At 72.0% G+C, this 24,018-nt stretch carries 21 protein-coding genes and 2 pseudogenes; 15 read left to right on the top strand and 8 right to left on the bottom strand.

Annotation, left to right across the window (positions count from 1 at the left end; translation table 11 throughout):
* Positions 1 to 569: 569 nt before the first annotated feature.
* Positions 570 to 973, top strand: a pseudogene (locus BLS95_RS59900) (ADP-ribosylglycohydrolase family protein); the annotation flags it as partial.
* 1 nt (position 974) lies between these two features.
* On the top strand, positions 975 to 1,508 hold the full coding sequence (locus tag BLS95_RS57045; RefSeq protein ID WP_281250049.1) for an ADP-ribosylglycohydrolase family protein: 534 nt from the start codon (positions 975 to 977) through the stop codon (positions 1,506 to 1,508).
* Positions 1,509 to 1,573: 65 nt separating this feature from the next.
* Here the strand turns inward: BLS95_RS57045 and BLS95_RS30670 are convergent, their stop codons facing one another.
* Positions 1,574 to 1,915 carry a DUF5713 family protein gene (locus tag BLS95_RS30670; RefSeq protein ID WP_090939149.1) on the bottom strand — a complete coding sequence of 114 codons (342 nt, stop codon included), beginning with the start codon at positions 1,913 to 1,915 and terminating at the stop codon, positions 1,574 to 1,576.
* Positions 1,916 to 2,323: 408 nt separating this feature from the next.
* Positions 2,324 to 2,437 (bottom strand): annotated as a pseudogene (locus BLS95_RS54485) (IS5/IS1182 family transposase); the annotation flags it as partial.
* Between the two features lie 1,042 nt (positions 2,438 to 3,479).
* On the opposite strand from BLS95_RS54485, the gene BLS95_RS30660 reads away from it, so the two are divergent.
* The 7 genes from BLS95_RS30660 (at position 3,480) to manA (ending at position 10,203) form a co-directional block, all read left to right on the top strand.
* The gene (locus tag BLS95_RS30660; RefSeq protein ID WP_090939143.1) at positions 3,480 to 3,842 is read left to right on the top strand and encodes a DUF4190 domain-containing protein; all 363 of its coding nucleotides are present in this window, start codon (positions 3,480 to 3,482) and stop codon (positions 3,840 to 3,842) included.
* A gap of 235 nt (positions 3,843 to 4,077) precedes the next feature.
* On the top strand, positions 4,078 to 4,323 hold the full coding sequence (locus BLS95_RS59165; protein ID WP_090939140.1) for an RICIN domain-containing protein: 246 nt from the start codon (positions 4,078 to 4,080) through the stop codon (positions 4,321 to 4,323).
* A gap of 51 nt (positions 4,324 to 4,374) precedes the next feature.
* Complete coding sequence (locus BLS95_RS30650; protein WP_090939137.1) at positions 4,375 to 5,502, top strand: hypothetical protein; 1,128 nt, start codon at positions 4,375 to 4,377, stop codon at positions 5,500 to 5,502.
* Between the two features lie 53 nt (positions 5,503 to 5,555).
* A complete protein-coding gene (locus BLS95_RS30645) occupies positions 5,556 to 6,500 on the top strand; it encodes a cucumopine synthase-related protein (protein ID WP_090939135.1) in 945 nt (314 codons plus the stop codon).
* Complete coding sequence (locus tag BLS95_RS30640) at positions 6,497 to 7,585, top strand: NAD(P)/FAD-dependent oxidoreductase (protein ID WP_176993453.1); 1,089 nt, start codon at positions 6,497 to 6,499, stop codon at positions 7,583 to 7,585. The genes BLS95_RS30645 and BLS95_RS30640 overlap by 4 nt, the downstream gene beginning before the upstream one ends.
* A gap of 5 nt (positions 7,586 to 7,590) precedes the next feature.
* Positions 7,591 to 8,823 (top strand): cytochrome P450 family protein, encoded by a 1,233-nt coding sequence (locus BLS95_RS30635; RefSeq protein ID WP_090939129.1) that lies wholly within the window; start codon positions 7,591 to 7,593, stop codon positions 8,821 to 8,823.
* Positions 8,824 to 9,018: 195 nt separating this feature from the next.
* Entirely contained in the window at positions 9,019 to 10,203 is a 1,185-nt protein-coding gene (gene manA / locus BLS95_RS30630; protein ID WP_245765382.1) for a mannose-6-phosphate isomerase, class I, read from the top strand.
* Positions 10,204 to 10,223: 20 nt separating this feature from the next.
* Here the strand turns inward: manA and BLS95_RS59580 are convergent, their stop codons facing one another.
* A complete protein-coding gene (locus BLS95_RS59580) occupies positions 10,224 to 11,897 on the bottom strand; it encodes an FAD-dependent oxidoreductase (RefSeq protein ID WP_090939125.1) in 1,674 nt (557 codons plus the stop codon).
* Between the two features lie 92 nt (positions 11,898 to 11,989).
* On the opposite strand from BLS95_RS59580, the gene BLS95_RS30620 reads away from it, so the two are divergent.
* The 4 genes from BLS95_RS30620 to BLS95_RS30605 all read left to right on the top strand — a co-directional run bounded on the left by BLS95_RS30620 (position 11,990) and on the right by BLS95_RS30605 (position 15,516).
* Complete coding sequence (locus BLS95_RS30620; protein WP_090939122.1) at positions 11,990 to 12,571, top strand: helix-turn-helix domain-containing protein; 582 nt, start codon at positions 11,990 to 11,992, stop codon at positions 12,569 to 12,571.
* Positions 12,572 to 12,725: 154 nt separating this feature from the next.
* Positions 12,726 to 13,067 (top strand): YciI family protein, encoded by a 342-nt coding sequence (locus tag BLS95_RS30615; RefSeq protein ID WP_090939119.1) that lies wholly within the window; start codon positions 12,726 to 12,728, stop codon positions 13,065 to 13,067.
* A 50-nt stretch (positions 13,068 to 13,117) separates the two neighbouring features.
* Positions 13,118 to 14,296 (top strand): RNA polymerase sigma factor, encoded by a 1,179-nt coding sequence (locus BLS95_RS30610; RefSeq protein ID WP_090939116.1) that lies wholly within the window; start codon positions 13,118 to 13,120, stop codon positions 14,294 to 14,296.
* Positions 14,297 to 14,472: 176 nt separating this feature from the next.
* Positions 14,473 to 15,516: a TIGR04222 domain-containing membrane protein gene (locus tag BLS95_RS30605; protein ID WP_176993452.1), complete on the top strand. Its 1,044-nt coding sequence runs from the start codon at positions 14,473 to 14,475 to the stop codon at positions 15,514 to 15,516.
* Between the two features lie 150 nt (positions 15,517 to 15,666).
* Here the strand turns inward: BLS95_RS30605 and BLS95_RS30600 are convergent, their stop codons facing one another.
* From BLS95_RS30600 to BLS95_RS30585, 4 genes are all read right to left on the bottom strand, one after another.
* Positions 15,667 to 16,554, bottom strand: coding sequence for an ABC transporter permease (locus BLS95_RS30600; RefSeq protein ID WP_090939110.1), 888 nt, complete (start codon positions 16,552 to 16,554; stop codon positions 15,667 to 15,669).
* Positions 16,555 to 16,657: 103 nt separating this feature from the next.
* The gene (locus BLS95_RS30595) at positions 16,658 to 17,242 is read right to left on the bottom strand and encodes a TetR/AcrR family transcriptional regulator (RefSeq protein WP_090939108.1); all 585 of its coding nucleotides are present in this window, start codon (positions 17,240 to 17,242) and stop codon (positions 16,658 to 16,660) included.
* A 28-nt stretch (positions 17,243 to 17,270) separates the two neighbouring features.
* Positions 17,271 to 18,164: a LysR family transcriptional regulator gene (locus BLS95_RS30590; protein WP_090939105.1), complete on the bottom strand. Its 894-nt coding sequence runs from the start codon at positions 18,162 to 18,164 to the stop codon at positions 17,271 to 17,273.
* Between the two features lie 42 nt (positions 18,165 to 18,206).
* Positions 18,207 to 19,052, bottom strand: coding sequence for a hypothetical protein (locus tag BLS95_RS30585; protein ID WP_218136056.1), 846 nt, complete (start codon positions 19,050 to 19,052; stop codon positions 18,207 to 18,209).
* A gap of 126 nt (positions 19,053 to 19,178) precedes the next feature.
* On the opposite strand from BLS95_RS30585, the gene BLS95_RS30580 reads away from it, so the two are divergent.
* Together BLS95_RS30580 and BLS95_RS30575 are read left to right on the top strand one after the other, a co-directional pair.
* Positions 19,179 to 19,958, top strand: coding sequence for an HAD family hydrolase (locus tag BLS95_RS30580; protein ID WP_090939101.1), 780 nt, complete (start codon positions 19,179 to 19,181; stop codon positions 19,956 to 19,958).
* Complete coding sequence (locus BLS95_RS30575) at positions 19,955 to 22,861, top strand: pyridoxamine 5'-phosphate oxidase family protein (protein WP_090939098.1); 2,907 nt, start codon at positions 19,955 to 19,957, stop codon at positions 22,859 to 22,861. Before BLS95_RS30580 ends, BLS95_RS30575 begins: the two co-directional genes overlap by 4 nt.
* Before the next feature lie 3 nt (positions 22,862 to 22,864).
* Here the strand turns inward: BLS95_RS30575 and BLS95_RS30570 are convergent, their stop codons facing one another.
* Complete coding sequence (locus BLS95_RS30570; RefSeq protein WP_090939095.1) at positions 22,865 to 23,992, bottom strand: esterase-like activity of phytase family protein; 1,128 nt, start codon at positions 23,990 to 23,992, stop codon at positions 22,865 to 22,867.
* Positions 23,993 to 24,018: the final 26 nt, after the last annotated feature.

The following is a 24,018-nucleotide window of genomic DNA, read 5'->3' as shown; positions in this document are numbered from 1 at the left end:
CGCCGCCCAGGGCGAGTGCGGTTGGGGGGTGATGGGTGCACCACACGTGACATTGGCGCTCCTGGCGAGGGTAGGGGGTGGGTGCAAGCCTCCGAGGACGTGAGTGCTTCCACCCGGCTAGCCAATGGTTAGGAAGGTTTCCTAACTTAGGGCGGATCGTAAGTTGCCGATCGCTGTAGCGCAAGACCCAATACCGCGTTACACATACGTGAACGCTTACACCGAGTGTCGTTAATCTGACATTGGGTCGAGTTCTATCCCTTGACCACGCCCGCCGGGTTTCGTAAAGGTCCCTATTAAGTCAGGAATGCTTACTAACTAGCCGCCTGAGGCGCAGGAGAACCCTCGCTCACCGCGGCCGGACACGAACTCCGGGTCACCCCCGCAAGCGCACCGTCACCGAACCGGGCCAAGGCCCCTCGAAGATCGCGTGCCCCCACCCGCCTTCTTGCCCCCACGCCCGCTTCGGGTTCTGACTATCGACGTACGACAGGGGCTTCTCCTGGACCGACCTGCTCATTCCAAAGCGCATCGCCGCACTCACCGTCGCCGCCACTAGCCTGTGGAATGTGAATCTTGTGGAGCGTGCCGTCGGCGCGGTCGTCGGGTCGGCTGTCGGAGACGCCCTGGGTGCTCCTTTCGAGTTCGGGCCCGCGGGCGCGTTCTCCGCTCGCTTTCCGGTACGAGGCGCCGGGGGCGAGATGAGTGGTGGTGGCGGCTGGGACGCCGGGGAGGCCACCCGCAGATGGCCGTTCACGTCGCGGAATCGCTGCTGGAACGCGGCGGGCTGGATCTGCCGGATATATTCGCCCGTTTCCGGCGGTGGGCCGCCGATGAGCCCAAGGACATCGGGCTGCAGACTCAGGACGTCCTGGGTCGGGGCCTGCCCTGGGATCAGGCCGCCGCCGATCATTACCGAAGCGGCCGGCGGGCCGCGGGCAACGGCGCGTTGATGCGGGCCACCCCCGTCGGCGGTGTATTTCGCCCACGGGGGGCGGCAGGCCGCCATGGACGCCGCTCGGTGGATCGCCGCTCTGACCCACGGCGACCCGGCCGCGTGGGAGGGCAGCGCGATCTTTCACGACCTCGTCCGGGTCGCCCTCGACGGCGCGGATCCGCTGACGGACCTCGGCCAGACGCTCGCGGCCGTGCAGCCCGATCATCGTGAGCGGTACGCCATCGTCCTCGCCCCCGACTGGCATCCCGACCAGGCGACCGAGTTCAACGGAGCGGTCTGGCCCTGTCTCGGCTCAGCCGTATGGGCCGTGCGTACCATCGATGACTACGAGGACGCGATCCGGGCCGCGATCGATCTCGGCGGCGACACCGACACCGTCGCCGCGGTCACCGGCGGGCTGGCCGGAGCCGTGTACGGACCGGCGGCGATCCCGGCGCACTGGACCGAGCCCCTGCATGTCCCGCTTCCGGGAAGCGGCGGCCGGACCCTGTTCCTGACCCACCTGGTCGATCTCGCTCGTGACCTCGTGGAGCGTCCGCCTTCAGGCTGACCGGGCTTCCCGCGCGGCGCGATCGTACGTGGCCGCCGGTGCACGCTTACGACGCTTCATGACGTTCACCAGTCACGTGTGGCGATCAGCTTCTCCACGTCCGCGTCCGCGAATCCATATGCCGACGCCACGAACCAGAAGTCCTCGGCTATCTCCTCTCGCGCCACGGTGTCGATATCGCTGTCCGCCGCGTCGAAATCCTCCATCAGGGCGTTGAACTCGTCGGTCGCTGCCGTCGTGAGCACGTACAGCTCCGGCAGGTCCGATGGCTGCTCGGCTTCGATCCGTTCGCACAGCCGCAGCAGGATCGCTTTTCCCTTGTCGAGGACGGGGTCCGGATAGTACGGATCGTCGTACAGGAAGGCCAGGAATCTGTGGTTAACCACTAGTTCGTTGGTGGGGGACACTGCTGACTCCTGTTTCTCGGATGACCGGTGGCCGACCATACACGGGCGTACCGACAAAGCCGGACGGCCGTTCCTGAGCCTGGTACGGCCAGGGCGCCCGGTCGGTTCGACGGCGGCCGCTCGCGGGATCGGCGGACGGCCGCGTGTGATGAGCGGTCGAGGGCGGCTTGACGTCATTTTTATGGCCCGAGCCTCAACTCGGTCCTATGAAAGGGATTCGGCGTGCGCATGCGATCGGGAATTCCCGTCGCCGATAAATCACCGGCGCCTCGAAATGAGAAGTGGCGATGATTGAGTCACCGTTGGCCGGCCCCGATTCGGTGAATGTGTTCTCCGCTTCGACGCGGAGAAAGCGATTCCTGGAACGTACGCGCCACCTGACCACGATGGAGGACCAATGAGCCCTTTTCATCCTGAGTAGCGGTCCGCTTTGACACCTTCGAGGACGAGGATGGCCTGCACGATTGCTGTCGTGCGGCGAGGGCAGCAGCGCAGTTTCGCGAGAACTTTCCAGGCTTTCAGGACCACCCCAAAGCCGCATCAACGCAGCAGAGGACACTCGCCGCCTTTGGTGCGGGAGTCGCCTTAGCGCTTGGGGTGTCCCTTCTCAGGAAGCGACGATTCTGATACGACAGCTGGAGCCGAGACGAACGGCAGGTCCGGCTAACCGCCCAGCGTCTCCTGGCCGATCACCTGGAGTGGAAGAAGCGTCCCTGGTGGGAGCCTTTCCACGGTCAGCCCTCTTCTGGCCAGGCATCTCCCTCAATCTGAGGGGCGCCACGTTACTCGACTTCTCTCTCAGATTTTGCCGTGTCAATGAGGCGGATTTCTTCGGGGCGACCTTCAACAGCGTCGCTTGTTTCCATGAGATGCTCTCTCCCCGGCACGCCTATATAGAAATGCAAGGAGCGCGGGTGACGAACCGGGAGGAGTGGCCACCGGACTGGTATGTGGAGGTTGGACCCGACGGCGCGGTGCTGACGCGGGACGAGTCGGCCGAGGACGGCGCGAAGGATGAGCAGACAAGAGGGGAACCGGCCGCCTCTGACATAGAGGGCGCACCTTCACGGCCGAGGCGGTGATCCGGTTGGGGCTGTGCGGCTTGGTGGGGATGTCGCCGTTCGGGGCCTCCCAGTCCACGACCCACGCCCACTTCGCCCGCTTCCGGTGCGGGCGACCGAGCCGCCGCCGCTTGAGTGTGAGCTCCACCTGGCGGGAGTCGCCCTCGGGCTTCTTCATCCAGCCGAGCACCGGCCCGTCCACGAACTCGTAGCTGTACCGTTTCGGCACGAAGAATCTTCTCGACCATCCGGCCGTGCGTCCACCACGGGTCGTCGCGGGACCACTTGTGTTCGCAGACCCACCATTGCCAGCGGATTGCCCAGGTCGTTCGTGTACGGCCGGCCCACGTCGAAGTGCTTGGCCGGGAGATTCCCTTGCGGGTCGGGCCTGACACCGCACCGGTCGCATGCCACCCATCGCCGGGCGTCGTCTCCCTCAGCTCTTGATCGCCGACGGCGAGGTAGGACAATGTGACGCCTGAGTCCTCTGTGAATGGAACGAGATGCACTTATCCGAAAGAGACGGAGACCCCGGTTATCCCGTCCCTCCCCAGCAAATTCCCTCCCCACATCCGACGTCGGCAATAGCGACCGCCAGTCTCGTCTTCGGGATCATCGGGCTTGTGGGCAGCTGGTGCCTGTTTGGCCTTCCATCCATCGCGGCCATCGCCTTGGGCCACGCGGCCAGGCGTCAGACCAAACGCGGCCTCGGGAGTGGTGGTCACGGCATGGCGGTGGCCGGACTCGTTCTCGGCTACGTCGCGGCCCTTCCTGGGCTCCTGGTTTCGTTGATCGTCGTGCTCCTCTTCACTGATCCTGTGTCGCTGGCCGAATGGATCAACACGATGATCGGCTGGTTCGGTTAGTTGTCGCTCCCGTCGAGGTGGACCTGGAGGTTGACATGACCGGCGTCGAACGTGCACACGACCATGGCTGGGGACGTGTCGCCCGCCATCGCACGGTTCCCGACGTGGGCGACATGGCCGTCCCGGCCGGGCTGACCGGACAGTGCGAGGTATCCGGCCGCGTTGGAACACCTCGTGGTCGTCGCGGCGCCGGTTGATGTTGTCGGCGTCCTCGTCAGTGAGGCGGTAGTGGACGATGCGGCGTCGCGGCCGGGCAGTGGCGGGACGCTATCGCCTATGCGGGCGCCCCTTCCGTCGCTTTGACGGTGACGTCCGGCGCCAACCAGCAGTGGCGGATCCAGGCGGTCAGCGGCGGCTGGTGGCCCGGCATTCGGGTAAGTGCATGGATCTGCCGAGTTCGTCGCAGGGCGAGGACGTCCAGTTCAAGCAGTATCCGTGCAATGGTGGGCAGAACCAGCAGTTCGCCCGGGCCGCCCTCTGAGCCGGAAATCACCTCGCGGACCTGCGGCGGGCTTGGCTAGATTCGATAGTCGTGCGGGAACCGGTCGAGATCGGGTGTGACGAGTCAGGAGCAGAGGGCGAGAAGCTCGTCGGCGGCAACACCGACGTGTTCGCGCACGCCAGCGTCGTGATGGACCTCGACTCGGCGGCCGCATGCATGAGTGAGCTGCGGGCCCGGGCGCCGTCCCCGGTCACCGAGTACAAGGCCAACCACATCCTGCGCGAGAAGCACCGGGCGGCGCTGCGCTGGCTGCTCGGTCCCGACGGGCCGGTGCTCGGGCACGTGCGCGTCCACCTCACCGACAAGACGTTCCTGGTCGCCGGCAAGGTGGCCGACCTGCTCGCCCCGGACGACACCCCCGCCGCCGCTCCGTCCGACGCACCCGCCTCCCATCCGGACGGTGCACCCGCCTCCCATCCGAACGGCGCACCCGCGTCCCATCCGAACGGCGGCCCCGCCTCCCACCCGGGCGAGGCGCCCGGTCTCTTTCCCTGCACCTCCTCCCGGGCCCTGGCCACCGTGCTCTACCGGGAGGGGCCGGCCGCCTTCGGGCCTAAGCGGTGGACGGCGTTCCTGGACTCGTTCAACTACCTGCTGCGCGCCAAGAACGGCCAGGGCATCGACATGTCCGTCGAGGACGCGTTCCGCCTGGTCGGCGAGCTGAGGACGGCGGACGGCCCGGCGGGTGAGGTGATGGAGCTGCTGTGGCGGGCCAGGCCGCGGGTCGCGGCGTTCCGGGAGCGGCTGCTGGCCGGTCCGGACGTCTTCCCCGCGCTCGACCCCCTCATCCCGGCCATCGTGCGGGCCGTGACCTCCTGGGGCGGCGCCGCGGAGGGCGGGCCCGGCCGGCCGGTCTCGGTCGTGCACGACCGGCAGACCACCCTGACCGACGAGCGCATCGCCCGGTTGCGGGCGGCCCTGGGCCCGGCGCTGGCCGGGTTGCGGCTGGTCGAGTCGCGACTGGACGCCCGGGTCCAGGTGGCCGACGTGATGGCGGGCGTGGCCAGGAAGGTGGCCTCCGACGAGCTCAACGGCCGGGGTGACGCGCGGCTCACGGCGCTGCTGCGCCCGTACGTGGACGCGTACTCGATCTGGGGTGACGAGCGGAGCCGGGCCCTGCTGATGCCGCCGCTTCCCGGGGAGGTCATGTACCGGTAAATACCCCGACCCCCCCTTTATCGCCACAAATCGTGACGATAGAGTGACTTACTGTGAACGAATCGAAGCGTGTGGAAATCGCCTGGCCGAACCTCGGCATCACCGTGGCGGCCGAACTCGACCAGCGCAACCCGGCCCTGGCCCAGTGCCTGTGGGACGCGCTGCCTTACCGCAGCCTGCAGGGGCATGCCCTGGTCGCCGGATACCACCTGTACCACGTCGCCCCGGTCCATTCGCTGCTGCACGCTCCCGCGGAGTACCGCGTGGACCGGCGCACCGTACCCGACGGCACCCTGTTCTGCTCGCGACTGCAGCACCTCGGCATCAAGTACGGCGAGCTCACCGAACCCATGACCGCCACCCCGGTGGGCAAGGTCGTCGACGACGACCTCGACGCCCTGGCCAAGGCCGGCCGCGAGGTGTGGCGGACCGTCTACACCACCAAGGAGCCGGTCATCGCCGAGGTACGCCGCGCGGGCGGGCCCGGCGGCCACGACCTGCCCCGGCTGCCCGTCGGCGACCCGCACCTGAACGCGCTGGTCGCCGACGTGCACGCGGAGACCCAGCGCATCTGGCTGGAGCCGCCGCGGGAGCTGCTCGACCTGCACGCGGGCCGCATCCCATCCGGAGCGGGCAGCTACGAGACGGTCCTGACCACGTTGCTGTTCGTCAACGGCGAGACCCGGCCGCTCGGCTACAGCTGCTACGGCGGGCTCGTACGCGCCGCGCTGGACGGCATGCCCATGCCCTGGCTGCGCCAGATGACCCGCCTGCTGGCCGCCACGCCCGCCGAGTTCCTCGGCTACTGCGGCCTGGACACCCTGTGGGACTTCACCCAGCGGCTGCTGGCCGGGCTGGAGCGCCTGGAGAACCACGAGGACTTCGTCGCGACCATGGCCCACATGGCGCTCTACTGCAACTGCCTGGGCGGGTGGAACCTGCACCTGTTCCCGTGGCAGGCGGGCGAGCATCTGCGACGGGTGCAGGAGGCGGTGTGACCGGCAAGCGTGTGGTGGTGATCGGCGGCGGCGTGATCGGGCTGTCGATCGCCTTCCACCTGGCCGAGGCCGGGGTGGACACGACGCTGCTGGAGCGGGGGGTGCTCGGTTCGGGCGCCTCCCGCGCCACCGCCGACGTGGTCCGCTCCTACTTCGCCGGCAATCCCGTCAGCTCGGCGCTGGCCGTGCGCAGCCTGGATGCCTACCACGCCTTCCCGCACCGGCCGGGCATCGACCTGCCGCTGCGGCAGGTCGGCTACCTCGTGCTGTTCACCGAGCCGGAGCAGGTGAGCGCGTTCGAGGCCGACCTGCCCGACCAGCGGGCCGCCGGGGTGGACGTGGGCCTGATCAGCGCGGAGGAGGCCAGGGAGCGCAACCCGCTGATCGGTGACCTGCCGCTGCTGGGCGCCGCGTACTCGCCGCAGGCCTACATCTCCGACACCACGGCCATCGTCAGTGCCTACGCGCGGGCGGCGGAGCAGGCGGGGGCGCGGCTGCGTACCGGCTGTCCCGTCGCCTCCATCGACACCCGGGCGGGACGCCTGACGACGCCGGACGGCGAGATCAGCGCCGACGCGATCATCTGCGCCGCCGGCGCCTGGTCCGGCTCGCTGGTGCGCTGCGCGGGCGTGGACCTGCCGCTCACCGAGCCGATCGAGCAGGAGTTGCTCACCACCGACCCGCTGCCGCGGGGCACGCCCGACATTCCGGTCACCCTGCACGCCGCCAGCGGCCTGCTGGTACGGCTGCGCGGCGACCGGCTCCTGATCGGCATGGGCTATCCGGGGCCGGACCGGGAAGCCTGGCGGCGGGAGGTGGCGGTGCGGCTGGCGGCCACGTACCCGAGCCTGGCGGGGGTGGCGCTGCACACCGCGGTCACCGGCCTGCGCGACGCCAGCCCGGACAAGACCGCCTTCATCGGCCACCACCCGGGGCCGCCGGCCTTCCTGTACGCGACCGGCTTCTCCGGGCACGGCCTGTGCAACGCGCCGGCCGCCGGCGAGCTCGTCCGCGACCTCTACCTCGACCAGGACCCCGGTTTCGACGTGACAGCCCTGGCCATGAGCCCACAACGCACGGGGTGACACCCATGACAGAACAGCACCCGGCAGACGACCGCTTCGTCCTCGACCCCGCCACCGGCGACCTGCACGGCGACAACCGCCGGCTGCGCGAGGCGGGCCCGCTGGTGCCCGTGACGGCCGAGGGCGTGCCGGCCTGGGCCGCGACCCAGTACGCCACGCTGCTGACCGTCCTGACCCATCCGAGCCTGTCCAGGGAGATCCGCCACTGGGCGGCCAGGGACGAGTTGCCGCCGGGCACGGCCATCGACCGCATCGTCACGGACACCTCCATGCTCAACGCCGAGGGCGAGGACCACCGGCGGCTGCGTACGGCGGTGGCCGGCGCCTTCACGGCCCGCCGGCTGGAAGGGCTGCGCCCGAAGATCGAGGCGCTCACCGGCAGGCTGATCGACCGGCTCGCGGAGATGCCGCCCGACCAGCCGGTGGACATGCGCAAGGAGTTCGCCTACCCGCTGCCGCGCGAGGTCATCTCCGAGCTGATCGGCATCCCGCAGGCCCATCAGGAAGAGCTGCACGAGCTCAGCGACGCGGTGGCCCAGGTGGGCGGAAGCCTCGACGACACGCCCGAACTGCGCAAGGCGCTGCACGAGCTGCTCGGCCAGATCATCGACGAGCGGCAGGACACGCCGGGCGAGGACCTGATCACGGACCTGTTCCGGCTGCGCGAGCGGGACGGCGGGCGGCTGTCCACGGAGGAGCTGTTCGCCACGATCGAGCTGCTGTTCATCGCCGGGCACGTCACCACGGTCAACCTCATCACCAACGCCATCGGCGCCCTGCTCAACGTGCCCGGCCAGCTCGACCTGCTGCGCTCGGGCAAGTGCCCGTTCAGCGCGGCGGTGGAGGAGACGCTGCGCTGGGACTCGCCGATCGCCTACTTCCCGATGCGGTACGCCGTACGCGACCTGGAGATCGACGGCGTGCACCTGCGGGCCGGCGAGCCGGTGCTGGCCTGCTTCGCCTCGGCCGGACGCGACCCGGGCCAGTACGGCACGGCCGCCCACGTCTTCGACCTGTCCAAGCCGCCGGCCTCGCACCTGTCGTTCGGGCACGGGCCGCACTTCTGCCTGGGCGCGCCGCTGGCCCGGCTGGAGGGTGAGATAGCGCTGTCGGCGCTGTTCGCGGCGTTCCCGGACATCGCGCCCGCCGCCAGGCCCGAGGACCTGGCCCCGCTGGACACCCTGCTGGGCAACAGCTACCGCAGCATGCCGGTCTTCCTGGGCCCGCGAGCCCGCTGACCCGTGGGCGGGCCCAGCAGACCCGGGTGGCAGGCCCGCTGACCCTCCGGCCGCCGGTCCCGCGTAGCCGGCTCGGCTACCCGCGGGCGGGCCGGCAGCCCGGATGGCAGGCCGGCGGCCCGCCTGGCAGGCCCGGCTACCGGCGGGGGCCGGTCCCGGTCTAGGCTCCTTTGCACCACGATTGGAGTCCGCACCGTGCCCCAGACCGCCGCGCCCATGCGCCTGGCCACCGCCGTCCGCCCCTACGACTGGGGCTCGGTGACCGCACTGCCGGAGCTGTTCGGCACCGAGCCCACCGGCCGGCCGCAGGCTGAGCTCTGGATGGGCGCGCATCCCGGCGACCCCTCGACCGTCGACGGCACTCCGCTCGACCGGCTCATCGCCGGCGACCCGACGGGCACGCTGGGCGAGCGGGCGGCGACCCGGTTCGGACCGGTCCTCCCCTACCTGCTGAAGGTGCTGGCCATCGAACGGCCGCTGTCGCTGCAGGTCCATCCCACGAGCGAGCAGGCCGCGGCCGGGTTCGCCGAGGAGAACGCGCGGGGGATCGCGCTGGACGACTTCGCGCGCACGTACAAGGATTCCTCGCACAAGCCCGAGATGGTCTGCGCGATCACCCCCTTCCACGGGCTGTGCGGCTTCCGCGAGCCCGCCGCCACCGCCGCCCTCCTCGAACGCCTCGGCCTGCCCGACCTGCGGCCGTGGATCGACACGCTCCGCACGCTGGAGCCCGGGGCGGCGCTGCGGGCCGTGTTCTCCTCGATGCTCGACGACGCCTCGCGCCCGCTCCGCGCCCAGGTCGAGCGGGCCCTGCTCGACCTGGGCCCGCTCGGGCGGGACGGCGACGACCTCGCCGTCCACGCCGACATCGCCCGTGCCTGCCCCGGCGACCCGGGCGTGGTGGCCGCGCTCCTGCTGCACCACGTCACCCTGCTCCCCGGCCAGGCGCTCTATCTCGGTGCCGGCGTGCCGCACGCCTACCTCGGTGGCATCGGGGTCGAGATCATGGCCAACTCGGACAACGTGCTGCGCTGCGGGCTCACCACCAAGCACATCGACGTGCCCGAGCTGATGCGCGTCGTGGACTTCACCCCCGGCGACCCGTTCCTGGTGCGGCCGGAGGACGGGGGGCCGGGCGAGCACCACTACCGGCCGCCGGTCCCCGAGTTCGCGCTGACCCGCTATGACCTCGGCGCGGGGAACACGCACACGATCCCGGGCGGGGAGCCGCAGATCGTGGTCTGCATCGAGGGCGAGGCGCGGCTCGGCGCCGAGCTGACGTTGCGGCCGGGCGAGTCGGCGTTCGTCCCGGCCGCCGCGCCCCCGACCTCCCTCACCGGCAAGGGCACCACCTACCGCGCCCTGCCCTCACCGGCCTGACCACGTGGGCGATGCCGTGATCAGGGGAGTCGGCGGAGCTTGAGTACGTTGTCGTTGCGGGTGCCGGGGGCGCCGTCGGGGGCGTTCTGGGTGCGCTCGTACTCCTCGCTGAGCTGCACCTCCCACTCCCCCTCCGGCAGTTCGAGGGCGTCGAGCACGTCCTGCGGAGTGGGGAAGTGCACGCCGGGGAGCGGCTCGTGCTCCCACGACGGCCAGCCGGCGTGGCCGATGACGAGCAGCACCCCGCCCGGCGCGACGGCCGCCGCCGCCGTCCGCAGGATCCCCTCGCGCGGCAGGTCGACCGGGGAGTGCAGGAACGAGGCGGCGACGAGGTCGAACGTGCCCGCGGGGAACGACCTGGCAAGGTCGTGCCGCTGCCAGTCGATGCGATCCGCGACCCCGGCGGCCTCGGCCTGCTCGGCGGCGCGGCCGAGGGCGACGCCGGAGATGTCGGCGGCGGTGACCCGCCAGCCGCGCCTGGCGAGCCAGATCGCGTCGGCGCCCTCGCCGCATCCCAGGTCCAGCGCCGTGCCCGGCGCCAGGTCCGTGATCTCGCGGACCAGCATGACGTTGGGGTTCCCGCTCCAGATCCGCTCCTTCTCAGAGTAACGGGCGTCCCAGAACTCCTCCTCCGAAGCCGCGGACCCGGACCCGGCATGGTGAGCGTGCCCGGACGCGGGGTCGGCGTGATGAGCGTGCCCGGACGCGGGGTCGGCGTGGTGAGCGTGCGCGGACGCCGAGCGGGTGCGGTGGGCGGTGACGGCGGCGCTGGTCTCGGCGGCGATCAGGTCGGCGTTGATGGCGGCTCCCGCGCGTACGCCTGCCGCCGCCGACCCGATGACCTGCTCGACCAGGCTGGTCACGTTCCCGGCCACCCACACGCCCGGCACGCTCGTCGCCCCCGACGGGTCAGCGGCGACGCCCGTGCCGACCGCATGGCCGCCCATCTCCTGCTCCTCCACCTTCAGGCCCAGGTCCGTCAGGACACCGGCGCGGGCGCTCAGGCGGGTGGCGACCGCGAGGGCCCGGCGGGGAACCAGCCGCCCGTCGGCCAGGCGTACCCCGGTGAGCCTGCCGCCGTCCGTCTCCAGCCCGCTCACCAGGCCCTCCACCACGGTGACGCCCCTGGCGGCGAGCCGCTCGCGCTCGTCGGCCGACAACTCGGGCGCGGTGTGGTGGAAGAGGGTCACGTCGTCGCTCCACTGCCGCCACAGCAGCGCCTGGTGCACGGTGAGCGGGCTGCCGCCGATGACGCCGATCGGCTGGTCGCGTACCTCCCAGCCGTGGCAGTACGGGCAGTGCAGCACGTCGTGCCCCCACAGCTCGGCCAGTCCCGGCACCTCCGGCAGCTCGTCCACCAGGCCGGTGGCGACCAGCAGCCGGGCGGCCTCGACCGCCGAGCCGTCCGCCAGCACGACCCGGAACCGCCCGTCCGCCATCCGCTCGGCGGTCGTGACGGTGCCCGTGACGATCTCGCCGCCGTACCCGCGCACCTCCTCGCGACCGGTGGCCAGCAGCTCGCGCGGCGGGGTGCCCTCGCGGCCCAGGTACACGTGCACGCCGTCCGCCGGGGCGTTGCGCGGCTGCCCTGAGTCGATCACCAGCACCCGGCGGCGGGCCCTGGCCAGCGTGAGCGCGCCGCTCAACCCGGCGGCTCCGCCCCCGATCACCACCACGTCATACCTCGCGTCCATCGCGACGCTCCTCTCGTTTCATCCGATGCGCCACTGTCCGCGGCAGACCGGCGATTTGACAAACTTCCTTGCTGAAATGGCAATCTGGGCGCATGGACGACCTCGATGACGTGCTTCAGTCGGTCGGCCCCCGGCTGCGAGCGTTGCGGCTGGAGCGCGGGGCGACCCTGGCACAGCTCTCCAAGAGCACCGGCATCTCCGTCAGCACCCTGTCGCGCCTGGAGTCGGGGCAGCGCAAACCGACCCTGGAGCTGCTGCTCCCGCTGGCCCGGGCGCACCAGGTCCAGCTCGACGAGCTGGTCGACGCGCCGGCGACCGGCGATCCGCGGGTGCACATGCGCCCGATCAAGCGCCACGGCACCACGTACATCCCGCTGAGCCGCCGACCGGGCGGGCTGCAGGCGTTCAAGCAGATCTACCCGCCGCGCTGGCCGGGCTACGAGCCGGAGCAGCAGGTGCACGAAGGCTACGAGTGGCTGTACGTGCTGTCCGGGCGGTTACGCCTGCTGCTCGGGCCGCACGACGTGATGCTGACGGCGGGTGAGGTGGCCGAGTTCGACACGCGCACGCCGCACGCCTTCCTCAACCCGGACGACGAGCCCTCCGAGGTGCTCGCCCTCTTCGGACCGCAGGGCGAGCGCCTGCACGTACGCGCCCGGCCCGCGGCGAAGTGAGCCGGAAATTCTCTGGCACGGCGGTCGAATCCCGCCGTGCCCGGTTGTCGGTGTTGTAGAAGGAGCCGAGACGAGCGAAAACGGAGGCCGATGACATGTCCCGGCAGTTCGAGGAGCGGTGGCCCACTGACCCGGCCGCCCTGGAGGTGGCGTGATGGCCCAGTACGCCGTGCTGCTGTACGAGCGGGTGCCGCCGGCGGACCTGCCCGAAGAGGTGAAGCAGGCGCACCTGCGGATGCCCGAGCGGGTGGCCGAGCTGGGCGGGCGGATCGTCATGGGGCTGGCCCTGGAGCACCCTGACACGGCCACGGCGATCCGCGGCGACCTGGTGACGGACGGGCCGTTCATCGAGACGAAGGAGGTGCTCGGGGGCGTCTTCGTCATGGAGGCCCGCGACCTCGACCACGCGCTGGTCCTGGCCGGGCTGACCCCCGTCGTGCAGGGCGGGGTGGAGGTCCGGCCGCTGGCCGGCCTCGAAGTCCTGGAGCGGCCCTGACCCCGGTCGAAGCGGCCGTCGCCGAGGCGCACCGTCGCGAGTGGGCCTTCGTGCTCGCCGCGACGGTGCGGGTGACGCGCGACCTGGACACGGCGGAGGAGGCGGTGCAGGACGCCTACGTCCAGGCGCTGCGCACGTGGCCGCGGGACGGGGTGCCCGAGCGGGCCGGCGCGTGGCTGACCACGGTCGCGCGGCGTAACGCGCTCAACGTGCTGCACCGCCGCAAGACGCTGGAGCGGAAGCTGCCGCTGCTGCCGGAGCCGGAGGAGGCCGAGATGCCCGAGCCCGACACCGCCATCCCCGACGACCGGCTGCGGCTGATCTTCACCTGCTGCCATCCGGCGCTCTCCCCCGAGGCCCGCGTCGCCCTCACGCTGCGGCTGGTGTGCGGGGTGGCGACGCCGGACATCGCGCGGGCCTTCCTGGTGACCGAGACCACCATGGCCGCCCGGCTCACCCGGGCCAAGAAGAAGATCGCCACGGCGCGCATCCCGTACCGGGTGCCGTCCGCCGAGGAGTTGCCCGCGCGGATGTACGCCGTGCTGACCGTCATCCACCTGCTCTACGCCACCGGTCACACCGCCCCTTCCGGCCGGGACCTGGTACGTGACGACCTGACGGACCGGGCGCTGGACCTGGCGCGGCTGCTGCACCGGCTGCTGCCCGCCGACCGGGAGGCCGCCGGGCTGCTGGCGCTGCTGCTGGTGCACCACGCGCGGCGGGCCACCCGTACCGACGGGCACGGGAGACTGCTCCGCCTGGAGGAGCAGGACCGCTCGGCCTGGGACCGGCAGCTGATCGCCGAGGCCGACCGGCTGCTGGTGGCTGCGCTGACCGCCGGGCCGGCCGGGCCGTTCACGTTGCAGGCGGCCATCGCGGCCGTGCACGCCCAGGCGGAGGACTACGAGCGGACGGACTGGCCGCAGATCCTCACCCTGTACGGCGAGCTGCTGCGGATCTGGCCCTCGCCCGTCGTCGCGCTCAACCGGGCGGTCGCCCTGTCGATGGTGGAGGGCCCGGCGGCGGCGCTGGCCGAGGTCGAGGCGCTCGAACGCGACGGCCGGCTGGCCGGCTACCGTTACCTGCCCGCCACCAAGGCCGACCTGCTGCACCGGCTGGGGCGGGACGCGGAGGCGGTGCCGGCCTACCGGGCGGCGCTGGCGCTGACGGACAACGCGGCCGAGCAGGAGTTCCTGGCCGGGCGCGCCGCCGGCCTCGCGGCGGACTGAGGCGGGCCCCCATTCCGCCGCGCCGAACGTCACGGAATGCGGCGGTACAAATCTGCTGCGCCTTCTGCTCATTCTGCTTATTTCTCCGGGAACCTCGGCTCATCCGGGAAACGTCAATGCAGGCGAAAGGACCGCAGAAAAAGAGGTGCTTGCATTCGGACGTCAGGGGGATTCACATGGACGACGGGGTTTTCTACACAGCCGCCATCGCATTGTTCGCATTCATCGCTTTCACCGCTATCCGGACACACCTGACGCTGGCGTCCGCCCGCAGGGGCGAGGGGACGCCCCCGCCGCTGGACGTGTACGAGGCGGCGTACCTCGCGGGCGGGCCCCGCCGGGTGATCAACACGGCGCTGGTGTCGCTGGTCGCGCAGGGCGGGGTGCGGATCTCGCGGGAGGGGATCGTCACGCCGGTGCAGGGCTACCGGCCGGACAAGCGGGTCCCGGTCGAACGAGCGGTCTACCGGCACGTCAAGGCCGGGGTGGGCCGGCGTACCACGGCGAAGGTGCGCCACAGCGCGAGCGGTGACGACGCGATGCGGCTGCTGTCCACGCCGCTGTGGCAGCGGGGACTGCTGCTGGCGCCGGCCGATCGGGTACGGTCGCGGCGGCGGACGAGCCTGCTCGTCGTCCTGGCCGCGCTGGCGGCCGTCGTGGCGCTGGTGAGCCCGTTCCTGCGCGGGCCGCTGGGCGCCATCGTGATCGCGGCCGCGGCGGCCGTCGCCGGGGCGGCCTGCTTCTTCTGGGCGCGGCGCCGGCTGGCGATCCCGCTGACGAAGGCCGGGCGGGCCGCCCTGGCGCAGGCCGGCACGGCCCCGGCGATCGGCTCCTGGCGGGCCTCGGAGGAGGTCGGGCTGGTGGCGCTGCACGGGCTGACCAAGCTGCCGGACCGGCGGCTGGCCGACACGCTGCGGCGCGACACGCGCGCCAGGACCCGCGGGGGGTCGGTCGCGTCGTGCTGCGCTCCCGGCCGCTGCGGCTCGTACGGCGGGGGCAGCGTCTACGTCCTCGACGGCGGCTCCACCGACTCCGGCTCGGGCGGCGGCTTCTTCGACCTCGGCGGCCTCTTCGACTTCGGCGGCTCCCACGGCTCCCACGGCTCGTACGGCGGCGGCGACTTCGGCGGCGGGGGTGGAGGCAGCAGCTGCGGCGGGGGCGGCGGAGGCAGCGGTTGTGGCGGAGGCGGTGGCGGAGGTTGCGGCGGCGGAGGCTCCTGACCCCCGCGAACCCGAGCCCCACAAGCCCGCCCTGCAAACCCGAGCCCCACAAGCCCGCCCTGCGAACCCGAGCCGCCCGGCGCCCCCACCCACCGCCGGCCAGGCCCGGGTGAGCGTGTCAGCCGCCGCCGGCCGGGCCGGGCGGGCGGGTCAGCCGCGACCGTAGCGGTCCTCGGCTCGCCAGAAGTACCAGAAGCCCGCCCCCAGCGCGAACACCGCCCAAGCCAGGCACGACATCCACACCAGCCGCGGCGGCGTGTGGCCGGCGATGAGGATGTCCCGCATCCACTCGATGTAGGAGGCCGCCGGATTCAGGTACATCACGGTCGCCACCCACTCCGGCAACCGGGCACTGCCGACGACCTTGTCATGGATCGCGAAGAACACCCCGGAGGCGTACAGCCACGTACGCATGATGAACGGCAGCAACTGGTTGAGATCCCGCAGCGAGGCCCCGACCCGCGCCAGGAACAGCCCCGCGCCGATGTTGAACATCGTCTGCAGCAGCAGCACCACCGGGATCATCAGCCAGAACCAGTTCAGCGGCTCCCCGATGATCAGCACGATGACCAGCAGCACCCCTATGGAGATGAAGAGCTGCTGCAGCTCCTGGATCGTGTACGCCAGCGGCAACGAGGCCCGCGGGAAGTGCAGGGCGCGGATCAGCGACAGGTTGCCGGAGATCGACTTGGCCCCGGCCGTGACCGTGCGCTGCGTGTAGGTGAAGACGAACATCCCGGTCAGCAGGAACCCCACGTAGTTGTCGATCCCCCGGCTGCCGCCCAGGATCAGGCCGAACATCACGTAGTAGATCCCGGCGTTCAGCAGCGGTGTGAGCACCTGCCACAGTTGCCCCAGCGCCGACCCGGAATATCGCGACACATTGCGCGACGAGGCATATGTCAGGATGAAATGCCGCCGCTGCCACAACTGCCGCACGTACAGCGGGAACCGCGGCCGCCCGATGGCGGGCCGGAGCCCGTACCTCCTGGCGAGTTCGGCCAGCGACTCCGGCGAACCGCTCTCCACTTGGCTCATGTTGCACCTCTGTGACCGATGGGCCGTTCACCTCACGATCTTGCCCTGCCACGGGGGGTGCCGGTCCAGTTTTCTGACGGGAGCGTCACGGGAATCGAGCCGGTCAGCGGAGATAGGGCCGCAGCGTCTCGTCCACGGCCTCCCGCAGGGCGTCGGCGAGCCGGTCCTCACCGGTCAGCGCCCACAGGACGAGCACCCCGTTGTACGTCACCTGGACCGCGCGGGCCAGCCGCCCGACAGCCACCTCGCCCCTCAGCTCCCCGCGGGCCACCGCCTCCGCCAGCAGGGCGGCGATCTCGTCGCGGACGTGCCCGGCGTGCGCGGCCGCGTGCCCGCGGAACTCCGGATCGGTCAGGTCGAGCTGCAGGAAGCCGAGGCTGCCGGCCAGCTCCTCGGGGGTGGACACCCCGGCCGACAGGTGGACCAGGGCGGCCCGCAGCGCCTCGATCGGCGAGCCGTGCTCCGCCCGGGCCTGCTCGAACGGCCGGCCCGCGGTCCGCGCGGAGTGCTCGGCGAGCGCCAGCAGCAGCCCCCGCTTCGAGCCGAACCGCTGCACCAGCGTCGCCGGGGCCAGCCCCGCCTCGCGGGCGACGGCGGCCAGCGTGAGCCCCTGCGGCCCGTGCCGCCCGATCGCGCGGGCGACGGCCCGCAGGATCGCCTCGTCGCTGGTGGTGCGTGGCCTGCCCATGCTCCGGTCTCCTCCGACGGCTCGCGAGTCAGCCTGCCAGGTCGGGCAGGTGACGGCGGGCGTGCTCGATGAACGCCCTGGCAGCCGGGCTCTTCGGCCCGCTCTCCCGCCAGATCAGCCCCATCCTGCCGCGCATGACCGGCTCGGTCACGGCCAGCACGCCCAGCTCGGACGCGGCCCTGGCGACCGCCGACTCGGGCAGGATGGCCACTCCCAGCCCGCGCCCGGCCAGCTGCCCCGCCACCAGCGGATCGCTGGCCTCGAACGCCACGTGCGGCCCGAACCCGGCCTGCGCGCACACCTCCTCCAGCGCCGTCCGCAGCCCGGTGCCGACGGGCAGGGAGATCAGCGGCAGGTCGCGCAGCTCCGCCACCGTGATCGAGCTCCGCCCGGCCAGCTCGTGGCCGCGGTGCACGGCCGCCACGAGCGCCTGGTCCACGACGACCTGCACCCGCACCCCGTCCGGCATCCGGCCGCCGAGCCCCAGGATGCCCAGGTCGAGCCGCCCGCTCTGGACGTCGTCGAGCAGCGTCTCCGGATCGGTCTCCACGAGCGAGATCTCCACGGCCGGGTGCCGCTCGTGGAACTCCGCCAGCATGCCGGGCAGGTCGAGCACCGACGGCGCGGACACCCCGCCGATCATGACGCGGCCGCGCAGCAACCCGGTGAACTCGTCCACCACCAGCCGCATCCCGTCCACCGCCGCCAGCGCCGCCCGCGCGTACGGCAGCACGGCCTCGCCCACCGCCGTCAGCCGCACCGTACGCCCCGACCGGTCGAACAGCTCCTCCCCCATCTCCCGCTCCAGCTGGCGGATCTGCGCGCTCACGCCGGGCTGCGCCACGTGCAGCCGGGCCGCCGCCCGGGTGAAGCCCGCCTCCTCGGCGACGGCCACGAAGTATTCGAGCTGGCGCAGTTCCATAACCGCGCATGCTAACAGCAACGCCGGCCATACCTGATGCTTCTAGGTGGTCACGCCGGTCACCGCGAAGCGCTCCACGGGCGCGACGTGCCCGCCGGTGGAGACCACGACGGTCAGCGTCCGTCCCGGTGCCGCCCGGAAGGCGACCCGGCCCGACCAGGGCGCGTTCTCCCCGCCCGCGCTCACGCAGCACGACTCGCCCACCGGCTCGGCCGTGCCCGGGTGGCGCACCTGGACCCGGACGCTCTCGTCCACGCCCGTGATGCGCCCGCCCACGGTCAGCGGCGAGCCCACCGACGCGCCGTACCGGGGCACGGTGAGCGAGAACGTCGTGTCGTCCGTGCCGACCACCTCCCACGGCGCGTGCTCGCCGGAGCCGTACCTGATGAGGTGGACGATGGCCGCGACCAGCGGCCGGGAGCCCTCCTCGGGGGTGGAGCCGACGTGCACCCGCGCGTGCCGCCCCTCGCGCACGGTCTTCACGGCCCGGTCGATGTCGGTGAATCCGAGGTAGTCGCGGGTGAAGGCGAGCGCGGTACGGGCCGCGTCCAGCCGCCAGGCCTCCCGCCCCTCCGCGCGGTAGGCCCGCTCCCAGTCCGCCACCTCCTCCGGTCCCGAGAACGGCCACAGCGGCTGGTACCGCCCGGCGACCAGCACCCCTTCGGGCCGGGGGCTGGGGGTCGTGGCCGCCGGCGGCGACTCAGGCGGGGCCTGGGACCTGGTCGGCGGGGCGGCGGACTCGCCCGGCGGATCGGCGGACCCGGAGGAGGACCGGGGCGGCGACGTCGCCGTGGCCGTGCCTGCCTGCCTCGACTCGTTCCCGCAGCCCGTGACGATCAGCCCGACCCCGATCAGCAACGGCACCACACGTCCGCCGAACCGTCCCATTGGCACCTCCCGGCCTCACCAAGAGACGTACCCGCCTCGCGGCGACCCCCTTCACGAAAAGAACCCCCAGCTCAGCGGGTACGGCGGCGCAGGGCTGGGCCGCCCGTGCGCGGGTAGCGTTCCATCATGGCCACCTTCGACCTGACCAGGCTCCGCGCGGTCGCCTTCGACGCCGACGGCGTGGTCACCGACACCGCACGGGCGCACGCCGCCGCCTGGAAGCACGTCTTCGACGCCTTCCTGCGCGGGCGTTCGGCGCCGTTCGACATCCGGGCCGACTACCTGCGGCACGTGGACGGCCGGGCACCGCTGGACGGAGTGCGTACGTTCCTCGCCTCGCGCGGCATCTCGCTGCCCGAGGGCGGCCCGGACGACGCGCCGGGGACGGCGACCGTGCACGGGCTGGGGCTGGCCAAGGACGCCCTGTTCGCCCAGCAGATCGAGCAGCACGGGGTGGCCGCCTTCCCCTCCACCGTCGACCTGCTGCACGAGCTGCGGCGGCGCGGCTGCCGCACCGCGGTCGTGTCGGCCAGCAGGCACTGCCGGGCCGTCGTGGCCTCGGCGGGCGTGCTGCACCTGTTCGACGTGCTGGTGGACGGCATCGACGCCGCCGAGCTGGGCCTGCCGGGCCGGCCCGATCCCGCGCTGTTCCTGGAGGCCGCGCGCCGCCTGGCGCTGCCCGCCGCCGAGGTCGCGGTGGTGGACGACGCGCTGCCGGGTGTCGAGGCCGGCCGCCGGGGCGGCTTCGGGCTGGTCGTGGCCGTAGCCAGGAGCGCCGCCGGGACCGCCGCGAGAGCTTCCGCGGATCTCGCCGAGCGGCGGTGGCGGGCCGAGGGGGCGGACGTCGTGGTCGGGGACCTGGCCGAGATGAGCGTCACCGGGCGCGTGCCCGTGGGGCGACGATGAACGATGCCTGGCGGCTCGTCTACGACGGCTTCGACCCGGAAGGAGAGAGCCTGCGCGAGGCCCTGTGCACCCTGGGCAACGGCCGCCTCGCCACCCGCGGCGCCACCCCCGACGGCCGGCCGCGCACCCCGGGCACCTACGTGGCCGGCTGCTACGACCGCCTCGACTCCGTCGTCGCCGGGCACACCGTCACCAACGAGGACCTCGTCAACCTGCCCGACTGGCTCCCCCTCACGTGCGCCACGCCGGGATCCGGCTGGTTCCGCCCGCAGGAGGCCGACCTGCTGCACTACCGCCACGAGCTCGACCTGCGCCACGGCGTGCTGGTGCGCGACCTGAGCTGGCGCGACGGCGCGGGCCGCGTCACCCGCTCCCGGCAACGCCGCCTGGTCTCCATGGCCGACCCCTACCTGGCCGCCCTGGAGACCACCTTCACCGCCGAGAACTGGCACGGCCCCCTGCGCGTCCACGCCGTCCTGGAGGGCCGGGTCGCCAACCGCGGCGTGCCCCGCTACCTGGACCTGCGCGGCGACCACCTCACCGGCCACGAAACCGGCTCGGAGGACGACCTGGCCTGGCTGACCGCCGTCACCCGCTGCTCGCACATCACCGTCGCGCTGGCCGCCAGGATCGACACCGACGGCATGCCCGCCCGGCCGTCCCTCGCCACCGACCACATCACCTCCGACCACGTCCTCGACCTGGCCAGGGGCGAGCCGGCCCGGCTCACGAAGATCGTCGCGCTGACGACCTCGCGCGATCACGCCAGTCACGACGCCCGCTCGGCGGCGCTGCGCCACGTACGCCGGGCGCCCCCCTTCGACGACCTCCTGGCCCGCCACAAGCGGGCATGGGACCGCCTGTGGCGGCGTGCCCGCATCGACGTCACCAGCCCCGATTTGTCACGCCACCTGCACCTGCACGTCTTCCACCTGCTGCAGACCCTCTCCCCGCACACCGCCGACCTCGACGTCGGGGTGCCCGCGCGCGGACTGCACGGAGAGGCGTACCGGGGACACGTGTTCTGGGACGAGCTGTTCGTCCAGCCCTGGCTCGACCTGCGCTTCCCCGAGATCTCGCTCGGCCTGCTGCGCTACCGCTGGCGCCGCCTGCCGGAGGCCAGGGACGCCGCCAGGGCGGCCGGTTACGACGGCGCGATGTTCCCCTGGCAGAGCGGCAGCGACGGCCGCGAGGAGACCCAGACCCTGCACCTCAACCCGGTCTCCGGCCGCTGGCTTCCCGACCACTCCCGCCTGCAGCGGCACGTCGGCCTGGCCATCGCCTACAACGTCTGGCACCACTACCAGGCCACCGGCTCCATGCCGCCGTGGTGCGCCGAGCTGCTGCTCGACATCGCCAGGTGCTTCGCCTCGATGGCCGTCCCGCACCAGGGCCGGTACGAGATCCGCGGCGTCATGGGCCCCGACGAATATCACGACGGTCACCCCGGCGCACCCGTCCCCGGCCTGGCCAACAACGCCTACACCAACATCATGACCGCCTGGCTCCTCGTCCGCGCCCGCGAGACCGCCGCCCTGGCCCCCCACCTGGCGCCCACCGCCGCCGAGCTGGACCGCTGGGACGAGATCAGCCGCCGCCTGCGGGTCGACTTCCACGACGGCGTCATCAGCCAGTTCACCGGTTACGCCGACCTGCTGGAGCTCGACTGGGACCGCTATCGCGGGGTGCGCCGCCTCGACCGCGCGCTTGAGGCCGAGGGTGACGACGTCAACCGCTACAAGGCCTCCAAGCAGGCCGACACCCTCATGCTCTCCTACCTGCTGACCAGTGGCGAGCTGGCCGCCGTCCTCGAACGCCTCGGCTACCCCGTCGAGCCCGGCCTGATCCCCCGGACGGTCGCCTACTACCTCCAGCGCACCAGCCACGGCTCCACCCTCAGCGCCGTCGTGCACGCCTGGGTCCTGGCCCGCTCGAACCGGGCCGAGTCCTGGGAATTCTTCACCGAGGCCCTGCGCGGCGACCTCGACGACGTGCAGCGCGGCACCACCGCCGAAGGCATCCACCTGGGCGCCATGGGCGGCACACTCGACCTCCTCCAGCGCTGCTACCTGGGCCTCGAACTCCAGCGGGACGGGTTCCGGCTGGACCCCCGGGTGCCCGAGCGGATCGGCCTGCTGTCCATGCCGATCCGCTACCACGGGCGCCAGATCTTCATCGACGCCGACGACCACGAGGCGCGGGTCAACGGCACCGCACGCCGTTCCTACCGACGAGGAGAATCGATCATGACTGGCACCGGAGATCTGGGCCGCCGGATCATCCACCACCGCGAACGCCTCGGGCTGACCCGGGAACAGGTCGCCGAGCGTGCCGACATGTCGGCCGGCTATGTCGCCTATCTGGAGGAGAACGCCGACACCCCGGACACCGGCTCCCTCTACCGCCTCGCCGACGCCCTGCACACCACGGTCGACGAGCTGCTGGGGGGCGGCCGGGACCGCCCGCCGGGGCATGGGCCCGCCATGTCCCACCCGACCCTGGAGGCCCTGGCCCAGGAGGAGTGCCTGCGGCTGATCGAGCCCGGCGGGATCGGGCGGGTGGCCTTCAACAGCGTGCACGGGCCGACGGTGCTGCCCGTCAACTACAAGATGTACCGGGGTGCGGTCATCTTCCGCACCGCCGCGGGCGGCCCCATGGACCAGGACCTGCGTACCGGGCTGGAGGGCGTCGACATCAAGATCGCGTTCGAGATCGACATGATCGACGAGCCCAACCGGGAGGGCTGGAGCGTCCTGGTGCAGGGCGCCGCCCACCACGTGCCGCCCGACGAGATGGACGAGGTGGCCGGCTGCGGCGTCACGCCGTGGGCGGGCGGCGAGCGCCAGCTCTACATCCGCGTCGTGCCGTGCCAGATCACCGGCCGCCGCATCCACGGCATGTGAGCCCTACCGGCAGCCCGACACGCCGAACACCATGAACTGCGTGACCTCGCTCCGGTCGAAGTTGTCGTCCGAGCCGATCACCAGCGTGCACTCCCCGCCGGCCAGCCGCGGCCCCCAGGCCAGGCTCTCCAGGTTCTGCACCGGCGCACGGAACGAGCCGAGGTCGTAGACCAGGCGCTTGGTCACCGGCTCGTACGAGTCGCCGTCCCCGAGTTCGTTCCTGTTGAGCACGTTCGTGGCGGCACCGAGGTCGATCTCGTAGAGCCGCACCCGGTAGCCGACACCCTCGATCCAGGCCCGCTCCAGGGCGAGGAAGCGGGACTTGTCGATGGGCAGGATCTCCGAGACCCCGGTGTCGGCCATCCCGCCGGCCGGGACCGGCGCGGCCGGCAACGGGTCCAGCGGGTAGACGTACTGGGCCCGCAGGGCGCCCTGGCGGCTCCACACGGTCAGCCGCGCGGGCGCGCCCCGCTCCGCCGTCGGGACCTGCCCGTCCTCGTAACGCGGGCCCTCCGTCACGGCTGTGATCGTGCGCTCGGTGACGGCCAGCCCCTCGAAGCCGAAATTACGCCGCGGCCCGCTCTCGCCGTCGGTCAGCCGCAGGTTGGACGGTATCCGCAGCTCGCTGACCTGCCGCCCCTGCAGGTTCATCCCGCGTACGGCGGCGGGCGAGAGCGGGATGTCGGGATTGCCGGCGTCTGGCCGGTCGCCCTCGTCCCCCCACAGCAGCCGCTTGCCCCACCGGTCGAACCTGATCGACTCAGGGTCGGCCGCCTGCGCCCTGCCGTAGCCGGGGAACGGCGTCCCGTCGGTCCGGGTGAGCGTGGTGACCCCGGTCAGCCGGACCCCGGTGAACGCGCCGGTCTGCCGGTCGATGTCGAGCCTGCCGGTGTAGAAGCGGGCCGGGTTGTAGCGCCAGCGGTCGTCGGAGATGAAGTACCAGGTGCCGGTGCGCGGGTCCCGGTCGAGCCCCGAGATACCGCCCACGGTGGTGCCGCCGAACATCATCTTGTGCGGGATCCGCTGCTCCCCCAGGAAGCGGGTGATCCGCACCGGCTCGTGCGGTTCCGCCGCCGACACCGGGGGCGCGAGGCCCACCGACGCCACCGCGAACGCGACGGAAAACGCCATTATTTTTCGCGAACGACTCATTTCAT

Source organism: Nonomuraea jiangxiensis (genome assembly GCF_900099965.1).
Classification (GTDB): Bacteria; Actinomycetota; Actinomycetes; order Streptosporangiales; family Streptosporangiaceae; genus Nonomuraea; species Nonomuraea jiangxiensis.
Note: the sequence above shows the minus strand (reverse complement) of the source record. Positions and strands in the feature narration are given on the sequence as shown.

Bases quoted from the DNA above. Each gene is read 5' to 3' on its own strand.
- BLS95_RS30660 (WP_090939143.1), top strand. From the start codon at position 3,480: ATGCACTTATCCGAAAGAGACGGAGACCCCGGTTATCCCGTCCCTCCC.
- BLS95_RS59165 (WP_090939140.1), top strand. From the start codon at position 4,078: ATGCGGCGTCGCGGCCGGGCAGTGGCGGGACGCTATCGCCTATGCGGG.
- BLS95_RS30635 (WP_090939129.1), top strand. From the start codon at position 7,591: ATGACAGAACAGCACCCGGCAGACGACCGCTTCGTCCTCGACCCCGCC.
- BLS95_RS59580 (WP_090939125.1), bottom strand. From the start codon at position 11,897: ATGGACGCGAGGTATGACGTGGTGGTGATCGGGGGCGGAGCCGCCGGG.
- BLS95_RS30620 (WP_090939122.1), top strand. From the start codon at position 11,990: ATGGACGACCTCGATGACGTGCTTCAGTCGGTCGGCCCCCGGCTGCGA.
- BLS95_RS30615 (WP_090939119.1), top strand. From the start codon at position 12,726: ATGGCCCAGTACGCCGTGCTGCTGTACGAGCGGGTGCCGCCGGCGGAC.
- BLS95_RS30605 (WP_176993452.1), top strand. From the start codon at position 14,473: ATGGACGACGGGGTTTTCTACACAGCCGCCATCGCATTGTTCGCATTC.
- BLS95_RS30600 (WP_090939110.1), bottom strand. From the start codon at position 16,554: ATGAGCCAAGTGGAGAGCGGTTCGCCGGAGTCGCTGGCCGAACTCGCC.
- BLS95_RS30595 (WP_090939108.1), bottom strand. From the start codon at position 17,242: ATGGGCAGGCCACGCACCACCAGCGACGAGGCGATCCTGCGGGCCGTC.
- BLS95_RS30590 (WP_090939105.1), bottom strand. From the start codon at position 18,164: ATGGAACTGCGCCAGCTCGAATACTTCGTGGCCGTCGCCGAGGAGGCG.
- BLS95_RS30585 (WP_218136056.1), bottom strand. From the start codon at position 19,052: ATGGGACGGTTCGGCGGACGTGTGGTGCCGTTGCTGATCGGGGTCGGG.
- BLS95_RS30580 (WP_090939101.1), top strand. From the start codon at position 19,179: ATGGCCACCTTCGACCTGACCAGGCTCCGCGCGGTCGCCTTCGACGCC.
- BLS95_RS30575 (WP_090939098.1), top strand. From the start codon at position 19,955: ATGAACGATGCCTGGCGGCTCGTCTACGACGGCTTCGACCCGGAAGGA.
- BLS95_RS30570 (WP_090939095.1), bottom strand. From the start codon at position 23,992: ATGGCGTTTTCCGTCGCGTTCGCGGTGGCGTCGGTGGGCCTCGCGCCC.